Origin of the sequence: Mesorhizobium sp. M5C.F.Ca.ET.164.01.1.1 (assembly GCF_004792125.1) — a bacterium.
Taxonomy (GTDB): domain Bacteria; phylum Pseudomonadota; class Alphaproteobacteria; order Rhizobiales; family Rhizobiaceae; genus Mesorhizobium; species Mesorhizobium wenxiniae.
In genome coordinates this window covers 1-16150 of record NZ_SRTG01000007.1, presented here as the reverse complement: position 1 = coordinate 16150, position 16150 = coordinate 1, and the positions used below count along the sequence as shown (strand labels likewise).

Sequence of the window (16150 nt, the reverse complement as noted above, 5' to 3'; positions counted from 1 at the left end):
GACGGCTAAGCCGCCTGTTCGGCGCGCTTCTTCTCGATCTGGCCGATCGCGTCGACCACCGCATCGAAGGTCAGCATGGTCGAGGCATGGCGCGCCTTATAGTCGCGCACCGGTTCGAGATATCTGAGGTCGGCGAAGCGGCCTTCGGGCGGCGCGCCGTTTTCCTTCAGCATCTTCAGCATCGTCTCGCGCACCGCGCGCAATTCGTTCGCGCTGGCGCCAACGACATGTTGCGCCATGATCGAGGACGACGCCTGGCCAAGCGCGCAGGCCTTCACGTCATGGGCGAAATCGGTGACGACGCCGTCGTCCATCTTCAGATCGACGGTCACGGTCGAGCCGCACAGCTTGGAATGCGCGCGCGCGGTTGCATCGGGACGGTCGAGCCGGCCGATCCGCGCGATATTCCCGGCAAATCCCAGAATTTTCGCATTGTAGACGTCGTCGATCATATTTTTCCAATCCGTCGCCGCCAAGCGAACAGCGATTGCCGCTGACGGTCTTCCTTTCGCTCGGCACGATCATATATAATGCTGGTAGTCGGGTATGGACAAGGTAACCAACAACCTCGTCCGTGCTCAAATCAGTTCACGCCGCTTACGGGCTGGAAACAGGGCACGTTTCTAACACCCGAAAGGTCGTGGTCCGTTCAACTCGTTCCTCCTGAGAGGGGAACTACGGGAGACGCCTTTATGGATGCCGTCATCAAGAAATTCATGCCCCCGTCCGCCTACATGGAAAAGCCGGTCACCGATCGGCCGACCGAGGCCGAAGCCGAGGCCGCAGTTCGCACGCTGTTGCGCTGGACCGGCGACAATCCGGACCGGGAGGGCCTGGTCGATACGCCAAAGCGTGTGGTGAAGGCCTATCGCGAAATGTTCGGCGGCTACGACAAGTGCCCGGCCGAGGAACTCGGCCGCACCTTCGAGGAAGTCGCCGGCTATGACGACCTTGTCCTCGTCAAGGATATAACATTCCATTCGCATTGCGAGCACCACATGGTGCCGATCATCGGCAAGGCGCATGTCGGCTATCTGCCGGACGGCAAGGTTGTCGGCCTGTCCAAGATCGCGCGCGTCGTCGATATCTTCGCCCAGCGCCTTCAGACCCAGGAAGCCATGACCGCACAGATCGCCGGCGTCATCCAGGACGTGCTCAATCCGCGCGGCGTCGCCGTCATGCTAGAAGCCGAGCATATGTGTATGGCCATGCGCGGCATCCGCAAGGAGGGCTCCACTACGCTGACCTCGACCTTCACCGGCGTCTTCAAGGACACCCCCGAGGAACAGGTCCGTTTCGTCACCATGGTGCGCGGCGGCAGGGGCTGAACGAGCCTCGCCGGTCGCACAAAACAAGGACCGGCGATGTCGGCACTGAAATTCCCGAAAGCTCCATCAGACAAGAATGCACTGGAAGAAAGCACGGTCTGTTCGCCGCGCTTCGATGCCAGCGGTCTCGTCACCGTCGTCGTCACCGATGCCGAAGACGGCATGCTGCTGATGGTTGCGCATATGAACGCCGAGGCGCTGGCGCTGACACTGGAAACCGGCATCGCCCACTACTGGTCGCGCTCGCGCAGCGCTCTGTGGAAGAAGGGCGAAACGTCCGGGAATGTCCAGAACGTGGTCGAGATGCTCACGGATTGTGACCAGGATGCCATATGGTTGCGCGTCAAAGTGATGGGCCACCACGCAACCTGCCACACCGGCCGGCGTTCCTGCTTTTATCGGACGGTGGGACTGATCGAAGGCAAGGGGACGCTGGCCAGCGACGGCAGCAAGCCGCTGTTCGATGCGAAAGAAACGTATCGAAAGCCCCGTGAACCATCCATATGAACCATTCGCCGAACTGCAGCCTCGTATATTCATGATTTCGATACGGCCAGCCTGTATGTTGGCCGTGGGACAAGGGAGATTGTGATGCTCGAATGGGCGTCATCGCTCAACAGACCGGATGTTCGAGAGGCCAATGGCCTGTCGTCGCCCGCCGGCGTATCCGAAACGAACCCCGCCAAGAAAACAGGCATTTCGCTGGCATTGGGCGGCGGCTGCGCGCGCGGCTGGGCCCATATCGGCGTGCTGCGCGCGCTCGACGAAGCCGGCATCGAAGTGTCGATGATCGCCGGCACCTCGATCGGCGCGCTGGTCGGCGGCTGCTATCTTGCCGGCAAGCTGGATGAGCTGGAAGAATTCGCCAGAAGCCTGACCAAGCGCCGCATTTTTGGTCTTCTCGATCTCAATCTGCGCGGCAGCGGCCTGTTCGGCGGCATGAAGCTCGACGCACGGCTGCGCGAGCATATGGCCGGCATCCGTTTCGAGGATTTGTCGAAACCATTCGTTTGTGTCACCTCGGAAATCCGCACCGGTCATGAAATCTGGCTGTCGGGCGGTTCGCTGATCACCGCTATGCGCGCCTCCTATGCACTGCCCGGCGTGTTCGAACCGGTCACTTGCAACGGCCGCGTGCTGGTCGACGGCGCGCTGGTCAATCCGGTTCCGGTCTCGGTTTGTCGCGCCTACGAGCAGCCCCTCGTAGTCGCGGTAAACCTTCACTATGATCTGTTCGGCCGCGCCGCCGTCATCAAGCACAGCGCCGGCGAACTGGTCGTCGAAAAGGATGCGCCAAGGCCCGGCCTGGTCGATACAGGGCACCAGTACCAAACACGGCTCGGCATCACCGGCGTTATGGTCGAAGCGTTCAACATCATCCAGGACCGCATTTCGCGTGCGCGGCTTGCCGGCGACCCGCCGGATATGTCGCTGCAGCCTAAGCTCAGCCATATCGGCCTGACCGAATTCCACCGCGCCGACGAGGCGATCCGCATCGGCTATCAGGTTACGGTGGCCCAGATCGGCGAACTGGCCCGGCTGCAGACGGTTCTGGCCTAAACCGCGATCTTTACTGAAGGTCTGCGCAGCAAAAGCGAAAACCGCTCTCAGGCACGTGCGGCATCGACGATGCGGAACTGCACCGTGCGGTTGCCGTTCCAGTGATTGCCCGAAAGCGAACCGGCGACGTGCACCGGTTTGCCCCTGTTCGTGAACAGGAACTCGCCGAGCGCCGTATCGACGGCGCGAAAGGCGATCGCCTGGATCCGGCTGCCGCTTTCCGACTGCAACTCGGCGCGGATGTGATTGGTGCCGACCGGCCTTGCATCGGCAAGGCGATGGCGCGGCAGCGCGAAGACCGGCGCGACATGCCCGGCGCCGAACGGGCCGGCTTTCTCCAGCGCATCGAGCAGGCCGAGCGTCGCACCCTCGGCGGCCAGCGCACCGTCGATCGCCAGGCTTTCCTCGCCCTGCAGCCGGAACACGTCGGCCGCCGCTCGTTCCTCGAAGAAGGCCCTGAGCGCGCCAAGTTTCGCCCGCTCCACCGTGATGCCGGCCGCCATGCCATGGCCGCCGCCTTTGACGATCAGCCCGGCAATGGCGGCCTCGCGCACCAGCCGGCCGAGATCGAAGCCCGACACCGAACGGCCTGAACCCGTTCCGACGCCATTGGCGTTGAAGGCGATGGCAAAGGCGGGCCGGCGCGCATGGTCCTTGAGCCGCGAGGCCAGCAGGCCGACGATGCCCGGATGCCAATTGGAGCTGGCGGTGACGACGATGGCCGGCCCATTGCCGCCGGCAAGCTCGGCATCGGCCTCGACTCGTGCCACGGCCAGCATTTCCAATTCCATCTGCTGCCGCTCCTGATTGAGCCGGTCCAGCGTCTCGGCGATGGTGCGGGCCTCGACGGGATCGTCGGTGGCGAGCAGGCGGCTGCCGAGTGCTGCGTCGCCGATGCGCCCGCCGGCATTGATGCGCGGGCCGATCAGATAGGCCAGATGGAAGGTGTTGACCGGCTCGCCGATGCGCGAGACCCGCGCCAACGCCGCCAACCCCTCGTTCCTCTGCTGGCGCGCCATCTGCAACCCCTTGACCACGAAGGCGCGGTTGACGCCGGTCAGCGGCACCACGTCGCAAACGGTCGCCAGGGCCACGAGGTCTAGCAGACCAAGCAGGTCCGGCGGTGCGGCATCCGGCAACCGGCCGCGCAGGATCCTCGCCGTCTGCACCAGAGCCAGGAAGACGACGCCGGCGGCACAAAGATGGCCCTGCCCCGAAAGGTCGTCCTCGCGATTGGGATTGACGACCGCCTCCGCCGCCGGCAACGGACCGCCGAGCTGATGATGATCGAGCACCACGACATCGGCGCCGGCAGCCTTCGCCGCGTCGATCGAGACAGCGCTGTTGGTGCCGCAGTCGACGGTGACGATCAGCGTCGCGCCACGCGAGACAAGATCGCGCATGGCTTCCGGATTGGGTCCGTACCCCTCGAAGATGCGGTCCGGTATGTAGATCTCCGCTGGCACGGAGAAATGCGTGAGAAACCGCTTGAGCAGCGCCGATGAGGCCGCGCCGTCGACGTCGTAGTCGCCGAAGATCCCCACTCTTTCCCTGGTCACGATCGCTTCAGCGATGCGGGCGGCGGCCTTGCCCATGTCGGTCAGCGAAGCCGGGTCCGGCAAAAGATCGCGGATGGTCGGATCAAGGAACCGCTCGGTCTGCTCGGCGGTCACGCCGCGCCCGGCAAGGACGCGCGCGACGATGTCCGGCACGCCAAAGCCTTGCGCTATCGCAAGCGCAGTCATGTCCTGCCGCTCGGTCAGCCGGTGTTCCCAGGAAACACCTGATGCCGACTGTCTGACATCGAGGAAGATACGGTTTTCGCCCGTCATGCGACGCGCCGTCTGCGGATTGTCATTTCTCACAATATGCGACGGCTAGCCGAGTCGGGAATCAAAACTTTTCCAGATCCTGGTGCCTTGCCTTGATCTCGCGAACGGTGCGCGACGACGAGCGCAGCACGATCGTATGCGTGGTGATGGAATTGCGGCCGAACTTGACGCCGGCCAGCATGTTGCCGTCGGTCACGCCGGTTGCCGCAAACAGCACGTCACCGCGCGCCATGTCTTGCGTGCGGTAAACCCGCTTCGGGTCCAAGATGCCCATCCTCGCCGCGCGCGCCACCTTTTGCGGCGTGTCGAGGATCAGCCTTCCCTGCATCTGGCCGCCGGTGCAGCGCAACGCTGCCGCCGCCAGCACGCCCTCCGGGGCGCCGCCGGTGCCGAGATAGATGTCGATGCCGGTTTCATCCGGATCGGTGGTGTGGATGACGCCGGCGACGTCACCATCGCCGATCAGCCGGATCGCAGCGCCCGTGGCGCGCACGGCCTCAATCAGGCCGCCATGGCGCGGCCGGTCGAGGATGCAGGCGGTGATCTCCGGCACCGGCACGCCTTTGGCCCTGGCCAGGCTGGCGATGTTTTCGGCCGGGGAGGCATCGATGTCGATGACGCCGTCCGCATAGCCCGGGCCGACGGCGATCTTGTCCATATAGACGTCGGGCGCGAACGCAGGCTGCCCTTTTCCGCAATGGCGATGACGGCCAGCGCATTGGGCAGGTTCTTGGCGCAGATCGTCGTGCCTTCGAGCGGGTCGAGCGCGATATCGACCGCCGGGCCTTTGCCGGAACCGACTTCTTCGCCGATATAGAGCATCGGCGCCTCGTCGCGCTCGCCTTCGCCGATCACCACCGTGCCGTTGATGGCGAGGCGGTTGAGCTCTTCGCGCATGGCGTCGACCGCGACCTGGTCGGCGGCCTTTTCGTCGCCGCGTCCGCGCAACCTGGCCGCCGCAACCGCGGCGCGTTCGGTGACGCGCACCAGCTCCATGGTGAGTATCCGGTCAAGGCCGGCTACGATGTTCTGGGCAACGTTCATCGATGGACAATCCTCGTTGGCACATTGCCTCTCTTTAGAGCGCCGCGCGTCCATTGGACGCGCAAAGGACGCTCTAAGTCTTTGAATCTACGCATCGTGCTTTCCGAAAATCGATTCCGATTTTCGGGCCGATGCGTTAGAGGCGCGCCGGTTGTGTCAAAGCTCCATGACAACAGCAAGACCTGGGCGGGTCTTTTTTGAAAACGCAACGATATCAATCGATTGAAGGAGAAAGAGAAATTCCTATTCCGCCCGCTCGATGCGGATGACCTGCGGCTTGTCGGTCAGATGGTCGTCCTTGGTGATGCCGTCGACGGCCTTGCGGACCGCCGCTTCTGTCGTCTCGTGGGTGACGAGGATCACCGTCTTCTGCAGGGCGGTGTCCGGCCCGGCGGCGTGCTGCACGATCGATTCCAGAGAAATGTCGTTGTCGGCCATGCGCTTGGCGATGGCGGCAAAGACGCCGATGCGGTCATGCACGGTCAGCCGGATGAAATAGCCGCCGGCATGGCTGCGCATCTGCGCCTTCTTATAGGGTCGCAATTCCTTCGCCGGCAGGCCGAAGACCGGACCGTGCTGGAAACCGGGCCGGCTCTTGGCGATGTCGGCAATGTCGCCTACCACTGCCGATGCGGTGGCGTTGCCGCCGGCACCGGGACCGGAGAGCAAAAGCTCGCCAAGAATATCGGTTTCGATGGCCACCGCATTGGTAACGCCATGCACCTGCGCAATGACCGAGGCCGTCGGCACCATGGTCGGGTGCACGCGCTGTTCGATCCCGCTTTCCGTGCGTTGGGCGACGCCGAGCAGCTTTATCCGGTAGCCGAGATCGCCGGCCGCGCGGATATCTGCCTGGCTGATGTTGGAAATCCCTTCCATGTAGATGTCGTTGGCGGCAATCCGCGTGCCGAAGGCAAGGCTGGTCAGGATCGACAGCTTATGCGCGGTGTCGTGGCCCTCGATGTCGAAGGTCGGGTCGGCCTCGGCATAGCCCAGCCGCTGCGCATCCTTCAGACAGGCGTCGAACGACAGGCCCTCGGCCTCCATACGGGTCAGGATATAGTTGCAGGTGCCGTTGAGGATGCCGAAGACACGGGTCACCGAATTGCCGGCCATCGCCTCGCGCATCGTCTTGATGACCGGAATGCCGCCCGCCACCGCCGCCTCGTAATTGAGCAGCACGCCCTTCTTCTCGGCGATCTCGGCCAGCGCCACGCCATGCTTGGCGAGCAGCGCCTTGTTGGCGGTGACGACGTGGCGGCCGGTTTCAAGCGCTGCTTTCACGGATGATCGCGACGGTCCTTCGTCGCCGCCGATCAGCTCGACGAACACGTCGATCTCGGCGGTCTGCGCCATTCCTACCGGATCGTCGAACCACTTGGCCGCGCCGAGATCGACGCCGCGGTCGCGTTTGCGATCACGGGCCGAGACGGCTGACACGACGACCTCGCGGCCGCATTGCCGCGTCAGTTCCGCCGCCTTGTCGTGCAGCACGCGCGCCACCGACGCGCCGACGGTGCCGAGACCGGCAATTCCAACACGCAACGCTTCAGCCATGTCCGGCGACGCCCCCCAAGAATTCGGTCGATGTAGTGTCAGGCGCTCAACGATGCGCGGCGAGCGGCACCACATTGTTGGGCTGTTTGGCACTGGAGGCCAGGAAGCGCTTGATGTTGCGAGCCGCCTGCCGGATCCGATGCTCGTTCTCGACCAGCGCGATGCGCACATGGTCGTCGCCATGCTCGCCGAAGCCGACACCCGGCGCCACCGCCACGTCAGCGTGCTCGATCAGAAGCTTGGAGAATTCGAGCGAACCGAGATGCTTGAACGGCTCCGGGATCGGCGCCCAGGCGAACATCGACGCCGCCGGCGCCGGGACGATCCAGCCGGCGCGGCTGAAGGCGTCGACCATGACGTCGCGGCGCTTATGATAGATGTCGCGCACTTCGGCGATATCGGCGCCGTCGCCGTTGAGCGCGTGCGCAGCCGCCACCTGGATCGGCGTGAAGGCACCATAGTCGAGATAGGACTTGACCCTGGTCAGCGCCGAGATCAGCCGCTCGTTGCCGACGGCAAAACCCATGCGCCAGCCGGGCATGGAAAAGGTCTTCGACATCGAGGTGAACTCGACCGCCACGTCGATCGCGCCCGGCACCTGCAGCACCGAGGGCGGCGGATTGCCGTCGAAATAGATTTCCGAATAGGCAAGGTCCGACAGGATGATGATGTCGTTCTTCTTGGCGAAGGCCACCACCTCCTTGTAGAAATCGAGCGAGGCGACCTGCGCCGTCGGGTTCGACGGGTAATTGAGGATCAACGCCAGCGGCTTCGGGATCGAATGGCGGATGCCGCGCTCCAGCGCGGGGATGAAGCCGTCGTCCGGTTCCACCTGCAACGAGCGGATGACGCCGCCCGACATGATGAAGCCGAAAGCGTGGATCGGATAGGTCGGGTTGGGGCACAGGATCACGTCGCCGGGGGCGGTGATCGCCTGTGCCATATTGGCAAAACCTTCCTTCGAGCCCAGCGTCGCCACCACTTGCGTGTCCGGGTCGAGTTTCACGCCGAAACGGCGGGCATAGTAATTGGCCTGGGCGCGGCGCAGGCCCGGAATGCCGCGCGACGACGAATAGCGATGCGTGCGCGGATCGCGCACGACCTCGCACAATTTGTCGACGATGGCCTTGGGCGTCGGCAGATCCGGATTGCCCATGCCAAGGTCGATGATGTCGGCGCCGCGCGAGCGGGCACTGGCCTTCAGCCGGTTGACCTGCTCGAAGACATAGGGCGGAAGCCGGCGGACCTTGTGAAATTCTTCCATGTCAATTCCAGACGGTCAAAGTGGTTTTTGGCGAAGGTGGTTCGGTCGCGCGATATAACCCTATTTGCAGGTAGGGTCGAGGGCAGGATCGCATTTGGCTTCGATCTGCTTCAGCGCATCGGCGCCGTGCTTCCTTGCCAGTGTGTTCAGCGCCGCCGGGTTCGCGGCCTTGACCGCTCCGCCCTTTGAGGCCTGCGCCTGCTCGTCGGCCTTCAACTGGGCGAGCTTGGCGTTCTTTTCCGCCTCGGTGAATTGCTCCGCCGCCACCTGCGGCGGGATATTCAGGTTCGGATAGGTGCCGGTGTTCTTCGGCCCGTCGGTAGCCGCGACAGGCGTGGCGCCCTCGATGTTGGTGCTCGAACAGCCTGCGGCGATCGCCAGCAAAACGACCGCCGCGCCCATGCGGCAAAAACGACCAGTGCCAGAAAAAACAGTTTCGCCAATATTAATCGTCATATTGTTTCCTTGGCAGCCGAGGTAGAGCGCGTTGGACCCTGTCGGCTGTCCCATGATAATATGTCAAGAAAACGCTTCGGGAGGAACCCCGCGAACCATGTCCAAAACACCCGATTCGGGCAAAGCGGAAGATGACCAGGCTTCGACCGTCGAGCAATATCTGGTGAAGGACCCGGAGCGCTTCGCCTTGAACATGGCGCGCATGATCGAGCAGGCCGGCAAGGCGGCTTCCGCATGGGCCGAGCCGCGCGAAAAAGGCGATGTGCGCGATCATGTCGCCGAGCCGGTCGTCGACATGGTGAAAACCTTCTCCAAGCTCAGCGAATACTGGCTTTCCGACCCGCAGCGTGCGCTGGAGGCGCAGACGCGGCTGTTCTCCGGCTACATGACCGTCTGGGCCAACTCCATCCAGCGCCTCAGCGCCGGCGGCGAAGACGCCGAAGACGCGGTCAAGCCCGAGCTCGGCGACAAGCGTTTCCAGGACCCGGAATGGGGCCGCAACGCTTTCTTCGATTTCCTCAAGCAGGCCTATCTCGTCACCTCGCGCTGGGCGGCCGAGCTGGTCGAGCACGCCGATGGCCTGGACGAGCACACCCGCCACAAGGCCAGCTTCTACGTCAAGCAGGTATCCAACGCCATCTCGCCATCGAATTTCATCCTGACCAACCCGGAACTGTTTCGCGAGACCATCGCCTCGAATGGTGAAAACCTGGTGCGCGGCATGAAGATGCTGGCCGAGGACATCGTCGCCGGCAAGGGTGACCTGAAACTGAGGCAGGCAGATTACTCGTCCTTCGAGATCGGCAAGAACCTGGCCACGACACCTGGCAAGGTGGTGGGCCGCAGCGATGTCGCCGAGATCCTGCAATACGATCCGGCGACCGAGACCGTGCTCAAGCGGCCGCTGCTGATCTGCCCGCCGTGGATCAACAAATTCTACATTCTCGATCTCAACCCGCAAAAATCCTTCATCCGCTGGGCGGTCGAGCAGGGGCACACCGTCTTCGTCATCTCCTGGATCAACCCGGACGAGCGGCACGGCACCAAGAGCTGGGAGGCCTATATCCGAGAGGGCCTGCAATACGGCCTGGATACGATCGAAAGGGCCACCGGCGAAAAGGATGTCAACGCCGTCGGCTATTGCGTCGGCGGCACGCTTCTGGCGGCGGCCCTGGCGCTGATGGCGCAGGAAGGCGACCACCGCATCAAATCGGCCACCTTCTTCACCACGCAGGTCGATTTCACCTATGCCGGCGACCTGAAAGTGTTCGTCGACGAAGAGCAGGTTGCGGCCGTCGAAAAGGCGATGAACGAGAAAGGCTATCTCGACGGCACCAAGATGGCGACCGCCTTCAACATGCTGCGCTCGGGCGACCTGATCTGGCCCTATGTCGTCAACAACTACATGCGCGGCAAGGATCCCCTGCCCTTCGATCTGCTCTACTGGAACGCCGATTCGACCCGCATGGGCGCGGCCAACCATTCCTTCTACCTGCGCAACTGCTATCTCGAGAACAGACTTTCGCAAGGCATGATGGAGCTGGCGGGCCGCGTCGTTTCGCTGAAGGACGTCACCATCCCGGTCTACAACCTCGCCTCGAAGGAAGATCACATCGCGCCGGCGCTTTCGGTGTTCCTCGGTTCGAAGTATTTCGGCGGCGACGTCGACTACGTCATGGCCGGCTCCGGCCACATCGCCGGTGTCGTCAATCCGCCGGCAGCGCAGAAATATCACTACTGGACCGGCGGCAAGCCGGCGGGCGACTTCGACCAGTGGATCGCCGAGGCCACAAACCATCCCGGCTCCTGGTGGCCGCACTGGCAACGCTGGGTCGAGGCGAAGGACAACACCCGCGTGCCGGCCCGCAAACCCGGCAAGCACATGAAAACCCTGGGCGACGCGCCAGGCACCTATGTCAAGGTGCGTGTGTAACCTTCTGTAATGTGTGGTGAGTTGACGCGCCGCCAAAAGAGGACGAAATGGTGTCGTCAACCCTCAAGCAGTCTCGATTCCTCTTTAGCCGTCGAATTACTCTGGGGCTTGCGGATTTGACACAGGTCTCGTTTTCGTTCGGGGACAAGGATTTATTTCGGCGAGACGTTCCGACGCCGCGCCAATGATTTACCGGCCGGACATCGAGGGGGAATTTTGTTTTGAAATCAGCAGGATCGCGCCTCGCGAAGGGAGAAAGCCGCGCCATTGCAGCCGCGCTTTTCTCCGTGCTCCTGGCGTCCTGCACCTCGGCCGGCGACCCATCCCTGTCAGTCGGCATGCCCGGTTATAACGCCTCTGCTATGGATGTCAGCACGGCCTCTGGTACCCAACAGGTCGCCGTTGATTCGTCGTCGCAGATCACGACTTCACAGATGACGATGACCGCCAGGGGCGACGCAAGCCTTCCCGAGCAGGTCGGCTATGTGCCTATGGCCAAGCCGGGAACCCAGGGGGGAGCCCCTCAGGGAGGCGCCAAGTCCGATGCCGGCTTCCCCGTCACGGCTCCTGCGCGCGCAGACGCTGCTGCGGGCTCCGCGCAGACGGTTGAACAGGCCGGCTCTGCTACGCAGGAGACTGAAACCGCCGATGCAGGCACGGCCGCGCCGAAGTCCAAGATCGAGGCGGCCGCGCCGGCGATGAACAACTCGGTTTATGTGACCGCCGGAGAGCCGCAGCCGCAGGCTTATGCGCCGAAGAAGAAGGGGTTCCTCGCCTCTCTGTTCAGCGCCACGCCGGCCTCGGCGGCGCCTGCCCCGCAGACCAGCAACAGGTCGGGCGAGCAATCGACGGCGGCGCAGCCCAAGGCGGCGGCAAAGCCGACCATCACCTTGGCCTCGGCCAAATCGGCTGAAAAGCCGGTGCAACTGGCTTCGATCGGCGATACCAGCCATTTCACCGATGACGCGCTGCCTGGCGTACGCAAGACCGCACTCTTCGAGATCAAGCGCAAATCCGGCCTCGACGACGACAGCGACGTCGATCTGAACGAGGATGAAGGCGGCGCCTATCAGGTGGCATCCGCTGCCGGGCTTGCCCGGCTGGCGCCCAACGGTCTTTTGAAGCAGACCGAGAATGTCGACGTTGCCTGCCTGAAACCTTCCCTGGTCCGCGTGCTGAAGACGATCGAGGGCCACTACGGCAAGAAGATGATCGTCACCTCCGGCTATCGTGACCCGGCCCGCAACCGCCGCGCCAACGGCGCCAAGAATTCGCTGCACATGTATTGCGCTGCTGCCGACATCCAGGTTCCAGGCGTCGCGAAAGCGCAACTGGCAAGCTACATCCGCAGCATGCCCGGGCGTGGCGGCGTCGGCACCTACTGCCATACCGAATCTGTTCACATCGACGTCGGCCCCGAGCGCGACTGGAACTGGCGCTGCCGCCGGCGGCGGTAACGGCTGGCTCTCCCTCTCGTTATCGGCGTTCGCAGTGCGCCATCTGAGGACGGCATGCGCTGCCGCGTCGAACCGGGCTAAATCGCCGAAAATGCGCGGTTTTGCGGCCAATGAAAAAAGTTGTCGCAGGCGGCGGCAGACGGGTTGCCGGTTTGGTGCAACGCAACTATAAGCGCTCACATCTGAGCGCGCCCATCGTCTAGCGGTCAGGACACCGCCCTTTCACGGCGGTAACAGGGGTTCGATTCCCCTTGGGCGTACCAGACGTTTCAAGCACATAGCGGAAAACTCCGCTCCCCTGTCCAATATTTGGCCAATTTCCTCCTGGGCTTGATCGATTCGAGCTTGAGGAACGCCGTTGCCGGATCGACTGAGGGCTAGTGTGTAGTGACGATTTGCGTCTGGCCGCGGCCGTCCCCGATAGCCCGCTGGCCGAACTTGAAGTTTTTCGGTCTCGGAATTCCCGCGAGGTCTATGCCTAGATATTTCGCATCAGGAATGGCTCTTCCATCGGTGTAGTGAATCAGTTCGACCTGGTAGAAGCCCGAAGGATCGACCGTCGCTGCCTGGAGATAGCCGCCGACGCTCTGATGAAACTGCTGCTCAAGCAGTTTCTCGATTACGTTGACACACGTCGGATTTTCGCCGTTTGCTGACATCTCTGCTCGCGCTTTGTCAAACTCATTTGCGCCAAGTCCGATGCGAAAAACGCCGCCTGACAGATCAACCTCGTGACATCTCATCTGCAGATCAGGAGAAAGGGTAGGTGCAATGTAAAAGGTTCGTGTAGTTCCCGTGTCGGGTGAAAATCCGCAGACTACGGCCTCAAAAAGTACGGCCTGCGCATCTTCCATCGGCAGCCGAGCGCCGATCTCTCGAATCTGCGACTCGGCCACAAAAGCATAGATTCTCGCAACTTCTTCGACAGTTGGTTGTACTGAGCCGCGGTCGCCAAAAAGGGCCATCAAGCAGTGCTCGGCGACACCGTGGGTGAGAGAGGCGGACAATACCGATCCGGCAAAGCCAAACCCATAGGGTGGGAAGTAGTGCCTCTCGGCGTGCTTATTGCCAACTGCCATATGGACGGGAAGAATTTTTGGTGCCAGTTCGGTGGTTACAGTTTGGCCCCTCGTGACGCGCGAACCGGCACATATATAGACTATAGACGACGTCGAAAGGATGACCAGCTTGTTCAGTTCGACAGAAAGTATCGTCATCCAGGATCTCCTCAGGCTCCAACTGGGCCTGTCTCAGTTGTCACCAACTACGCCATTTTGCGGCTGCTGGAGCTTTTGCGGCCGGGCCAAGGAGCGCACCTGTCAAATGGAGTGAAATCGTTAGCCATTCCTTCATTCATCTTTCCTTAAATACCGGCATGGAATTGGGCGCTCCTATCTCGAGGCGGTTTGTCCGCTGTCTGCGACGACGATGCATCGGCACGAGCGGCAACGTTGCCATCATTTTTGCCCTGTCTTTGCCGATCGTTGTTGGTGGTGCGGGTCTCGGGGTGGAAACCTCGTATTGGTATTATAGTAGCTTGAAATTACAGGCGGTGGCCGACGCGGCAGCTTATGCTGGCGCTTTGGAAAAGGTTTCGGGATCCGACAAACCCGCGATAGTCTCGGCCGCGACGCTTTCAGCAGCCTCGAACGGTTTTGCAGCGTCGACAGGCACGATTGAAGTTTTCACACCCCCGTCATCCGGCCCAAACGTGGCGAAAAAGGCTGTCGAGGTCATCGTTCATCAGAACCTCGATCGATTTTTCACGTCGATATTCACGCAGAACGAGGTTGGCGCGCGGGCAAGAGCGGTGGCTCTTATCACGGATGCTTCAAAGGCCTGCGTTCTGGCGCTCAATCGTTCTGCTTCGAGAGCGGCCCTCTTTTCCGGCAGTTCGACCACAAAACTGACGGGCTGCTCCGTCATGTCGAATTCGATTGCTCCGGACGCCATCAAGCTTCAGGGATCGGCAAGCCTTGATGTCGACTGCCTGATATCGGCCGGTGGGATGTCATTGGCCAATCCTGTGACGACCGTCTGCACCAGCCTGATAACCCAGGCGCTGCCCGCTGCCGATCCTTTTGCCGACCTTCCGGCGCCGCCGGCCACGAACCCCTGTCAAAACGGCAATCAGTCGACGTTGCAACCTGGAACATACTGCAGGGGGCTCAGCTTGAGCGGCAGTGTAACGCTCTCGCCGGGGGTATACGTCATTCAGGGAGGCGATTTCAAAGCGAACTCAAATGCAAACATTTCCGGCGAGGGAGTTATCATCTATCTGGCCGGCAGCTCCGGCGTCACCATGAACGGCACTGCCACCGTCAAGCTTAGCGCACCGACATCAGGCACCTATTCGGGTGTGCTGTTTTACGGCGACAGAGCAAACTTAGCGGGATCGAACACGTTCAATGGCACGGCGGATTCGCTTTTGACCGGCGCCCTGTATTTTCCAACGCAGGCGGTCAATTACCTCGGCAATTTCTCGGGCATAAATGGTTGCACGCAGGTCGTCGCCAGCAACGTGCAGTGGTCCGGCAACACAACCATCAATCAGGATTGCACCAGCCTCGGGATGCGTGAGATTCCGGCGACGCAGTCCGTTCGGCTTGTCGAGTAATCCTCCATGGAACGGCGACCAGTCCGGATTTTCCGGAGCGATTCGGGTGTTGCGGCGGTGGAGTTTGCGCTGGTTCTGCCGATCCTTTGCCTGGTACTTCTTGGCGTCATTAACGGCTGGTCTTTCGTATCAAGCTCGTTGTCGATGCGTGCAGGCGTCAAAACGGCAGCAAATCTTGTGATGCAAGGAGAAGCCAACGACGCGGCAACCCAAGCCGTCGCCCTTTCGAGCTGGGAAAATCGTCCCGACGACGCGCAAGTTACATTGGGGCGCAAATACATGTGCGGGAGCACCGTGGCCGATCCATCGGTCCTGTGCGACGGTTTGAAAGCTCCCTCGGTCTTCGTTGAAATACAGGCGACAGCCACCTGGTCCCCGCCCTTCGGCTTTGACGTGTTTTCCTTCTCGCGCGAGATTAGGCATCAACAGGTGATTCGTGTCCGTTAAAGGAAGAGCATTTACACGTGATGCGTCAGGCGGAGCTGCATTGGAATTCGCACTGCTCGCGCCTTTTCTGATGATGCTTTTGTTCGGGATTTTCGCATTCGGCTGGGCTTTGAACGCCATGTCGAGTGTTCGGTACACGCTGGAAACGTCCTCGCGTGCGCTGCAGATGAAGAACTCGCTGACGCAGGCCCAGATACAAGCCATTGCCACAGAGAAATTACTGGCTTTAGGGTTGAGAGACGTCGAAGTGACGATTGGGATCGATCCCCCCAGCAGCGGTTTCCGCATGGCGCATCTGACCGCTACCTATGCTTTCGTCATCGAGTTCCCATATTTCGATCGGTATCCGATAAATTACGCAACGACAGTCACAGTTCCGTTGATTGGAACATAAGCCTCGATCGAGTCGGGCCCCGCGGCTAGTTCTCCATCCTAAAAAACCCTGCAGCGAAGCTCTTCCTCGCCGCTTAGATGCAAAGTCGCCGCAGCCGCTGACGATAACGCTATGTTTATCAGGCAGGCCTAATCATCTTGCCGATCGCACCACATGAAATGCGACGATCGCCGGGGATTGGCGCGCGATGGCTGAAGACGAAAACAGGGACAAACGCAGGCAGCGCGTCTTCAAGGGCGCGACGATCCTGACCGGCATCAC

General features: G+C 61.7%; 14 protein-coding genes, 1 tRNA gene and 1 pseudogene. 9 read left to right on the top strand and 7 right to left on the bottom strand.

Annotated features, from left to right (window positions below; genetic code table 11):
* Window positions 1-5: 5 nt before the first annotated feature.
* The gene (locus EN807_RS27110) at window positions 6-452 is read right to left on the bottom strand and encodes an iron-sulfur cluster assembly scaffold protein (protein WP_127319048.1); all 447 of its coding nucleotides are present in this window, start codon (window positions 450-452) and stop codon (window positions 6-8) included.
* Window positions 453-692: 240 nt separating this feature from the next.
* Between EN807_RS27110 and folE the strand changes: the two genes are divergently transcribed.
* From folE to EN807_RS27095, 3 genes are all read left to right on the top strand, one after another.
* The gene (gene folE, locus EN807_RS27105; protein WP_023801043.1) at window positions 693-1328 is read left to right on the top strand and encodes a GTP cyclohydrolase I FolE; all 636 of its coding nucleotides are present in this window, start codon (window positions 693-695) and stop codon (window positions 1326-1328) included.
* A gap of 36 nt (window positions 1329-1364) precedes the next feature.
* A complete protein-coding gene (gene hisI, locus EN807_RS27100; RefSeq protein ID WP_135937406.1) occupies window positions 1365-1835 on the top strand; it encodes a phosphoribosyl-AMP cyclohydrolase in 471 nt (156 codons plus the stop codon).
* Window positions 1836-1919: 84 nt separating this feature from the next.
* The gene (locus EN807_RS27095; protein ID WP_135937405.1) at window positions 1920-2888 is read left to right on the top strand and encodes a patatin family protein; all 969 of its coding nucleotides are present in this window, start codon (window positions 1920-1922) and stop codon (window positions 2886-2888) included.
* Window positions 2889-2935: 47 nt separating this feature from the next.
* Here EN807_RS27095 and recJ read toward each other — a convergent pair whose 3' ends face one another.
* The 5 genes and pseudogenes from recJ to EN807_RS27070 form a co-directional block, all read right to left on the bottom strand.
* A complete protein-coding gene (recJ, locus tag EN807_RS27090) occupies window positions 2936-4720 on the bottom strand; it encodes a single-stranded-DNA-specific exonuclease RecJ (protein ID WP_135937404.1) in 1785 nt (594 codons plus the stop codon).
* 61 nt (window positions 4721-4781) lie between these two features.
* A pseudogene (gene glpX, locus EN807_RS27085) lies at window positions 4782-5764 on the bottom strand (class II fructose-bisphosphatase).
* Between the two features lie 243 nt (window positions 5765-6007).
* Window positions 6008-7321 carry a homoserine dehydrogenase gene (locus EN807_RS27080; RefSeq protein ID WP_135937403.1) on the bottom strand — a complete coding sequence of 438 codons (1314 nt, stop codon included), beginning with the start codon at window positions 7319-7321 and terminating at the stop codon, window positions 6008-6010.
* A gap of 46 nt (window positions 7322-7367) precedes the next feature.
* Window positions 7368-8585, bottom strand: coding sequence for an LL-diaminopimelate aminotransferase (locus EN807_RS27075; protein ID WP_135937402.1), 1218 nt, complete (start codon window positions 8583-8585; stop codon window positions 7368-7370).
* A 60-nt stretch (window positions 8586-8645) separates the two neighbouring features.
* The gene (locus EN807_RS27070; protein WP_135937401.1) at window positions 8646-9041 is read right to left on the bottom strand and encodes a hypothetical protein; all 396 of its coding nucleotides are present in this window, start codon (window positions 9039-9041) and stop codon (window positions 8646-8648) included.
* 97 nt (window positions 9042-9138) lie between these two features.
* Between EN807_RS27070 and phaC the strand changes: the two genes are divergently transcribed.
* The 3 genes from phaC (at window position 9139) to EN807_RS27055 (ending at window position 12694) form a co-directional block, all read left to right on the top strand.
* Window positions 9139-10974, top strand: a complete 1836-nt coding sequence (gene phaC, locus EN807_RS27065) for a class I poly(R)-hydroxyalkanoic acid synthase (RefSeq protein ID WP_135937400.1) — start codon at window positions 9139-9141, stop codon at window positions 10972-10974.
* A 338-nt stretch (window positions 10975-11312) separates the two neighbouring features.
* On the top strand, window positions 11313-12431 hold the full coding sequence (locus EN807_RS27060) for a YcbK family protein (RefSeq protein WP_246684387.1): 1119 nt from the start codon (window positions 11313-11315) through the stop codon (window positions 12429-12431).
* 188 nt (window positions 12432-12619) lie between these two features.
* Window positions 12620-12694: transfer RNA gene (locus EN807_RS27055), tRNA-Glu, on the top strand.
* Between the two features lie 114 nt (window positions 12695-12808).
* Here the strand turns inward: EN807_RS27055 and EN807_RS27050 are convergent.
* Window positions 12809-13648, bottom strand: coding sequence for a hypothetical protein (locus EN807_RS27050; protein WP_135937398.1), 840 nt, complete (start codon window positions 13646-13648; stop codon window positions 12809-12811).
* A 158-nt stretch (window positions 13649-13806) separates the two neighbouring features.
* Between EN807_RS27050 and EN807_RS27045 the strand changes: the two genes are divergently transcribed.
* Genes EN807_RS27045 through EN807_RS27035 form a run of 3 tightly spaced genes read left to right on the top strand, consistent with a single transcriptional unit; the run spans window position 13807 to window position 15889 of the window.
* Window positions 13807-15048: a pilus assembly protein TadG-related protein gene (locus EN807_RS27045; protein WP_135937397.1), complete on the top strand. Its 1242-nt coding sequence runs from the start codon at window positions 13807-13809 to the stop codon at window positions 15046-15048.
* A gap of 6 nt (window positions 15049-15054) precedes the next feature.
* On the top strand, window positions 15055-15495 hold the full coding sequence (locus EN807_RS27040) for a TadE/TadG family type IV pilus assembly protein (protein WP_135937396.1): 441 nt from the start codon (window positions 15055-15057) through the stop codon (window positions 15493-15495).
* 40 nt (window positions 15496-15535) lie between these two features.
* The gene (locus EN807_RS27035; RefSeq protein WP_246684383.1) at window positions 15536-15889 is read left to right on the top strand and encodes a TadE/TadG family type IV pilus assembly protein; all 354 of its coding nucleotides are present in this window, start codon (window positions 15536-15538) and stop codon (window positions 15887-15889) included.
* Window positions 15890-16150: the final 261 nt, after the last annotated feature.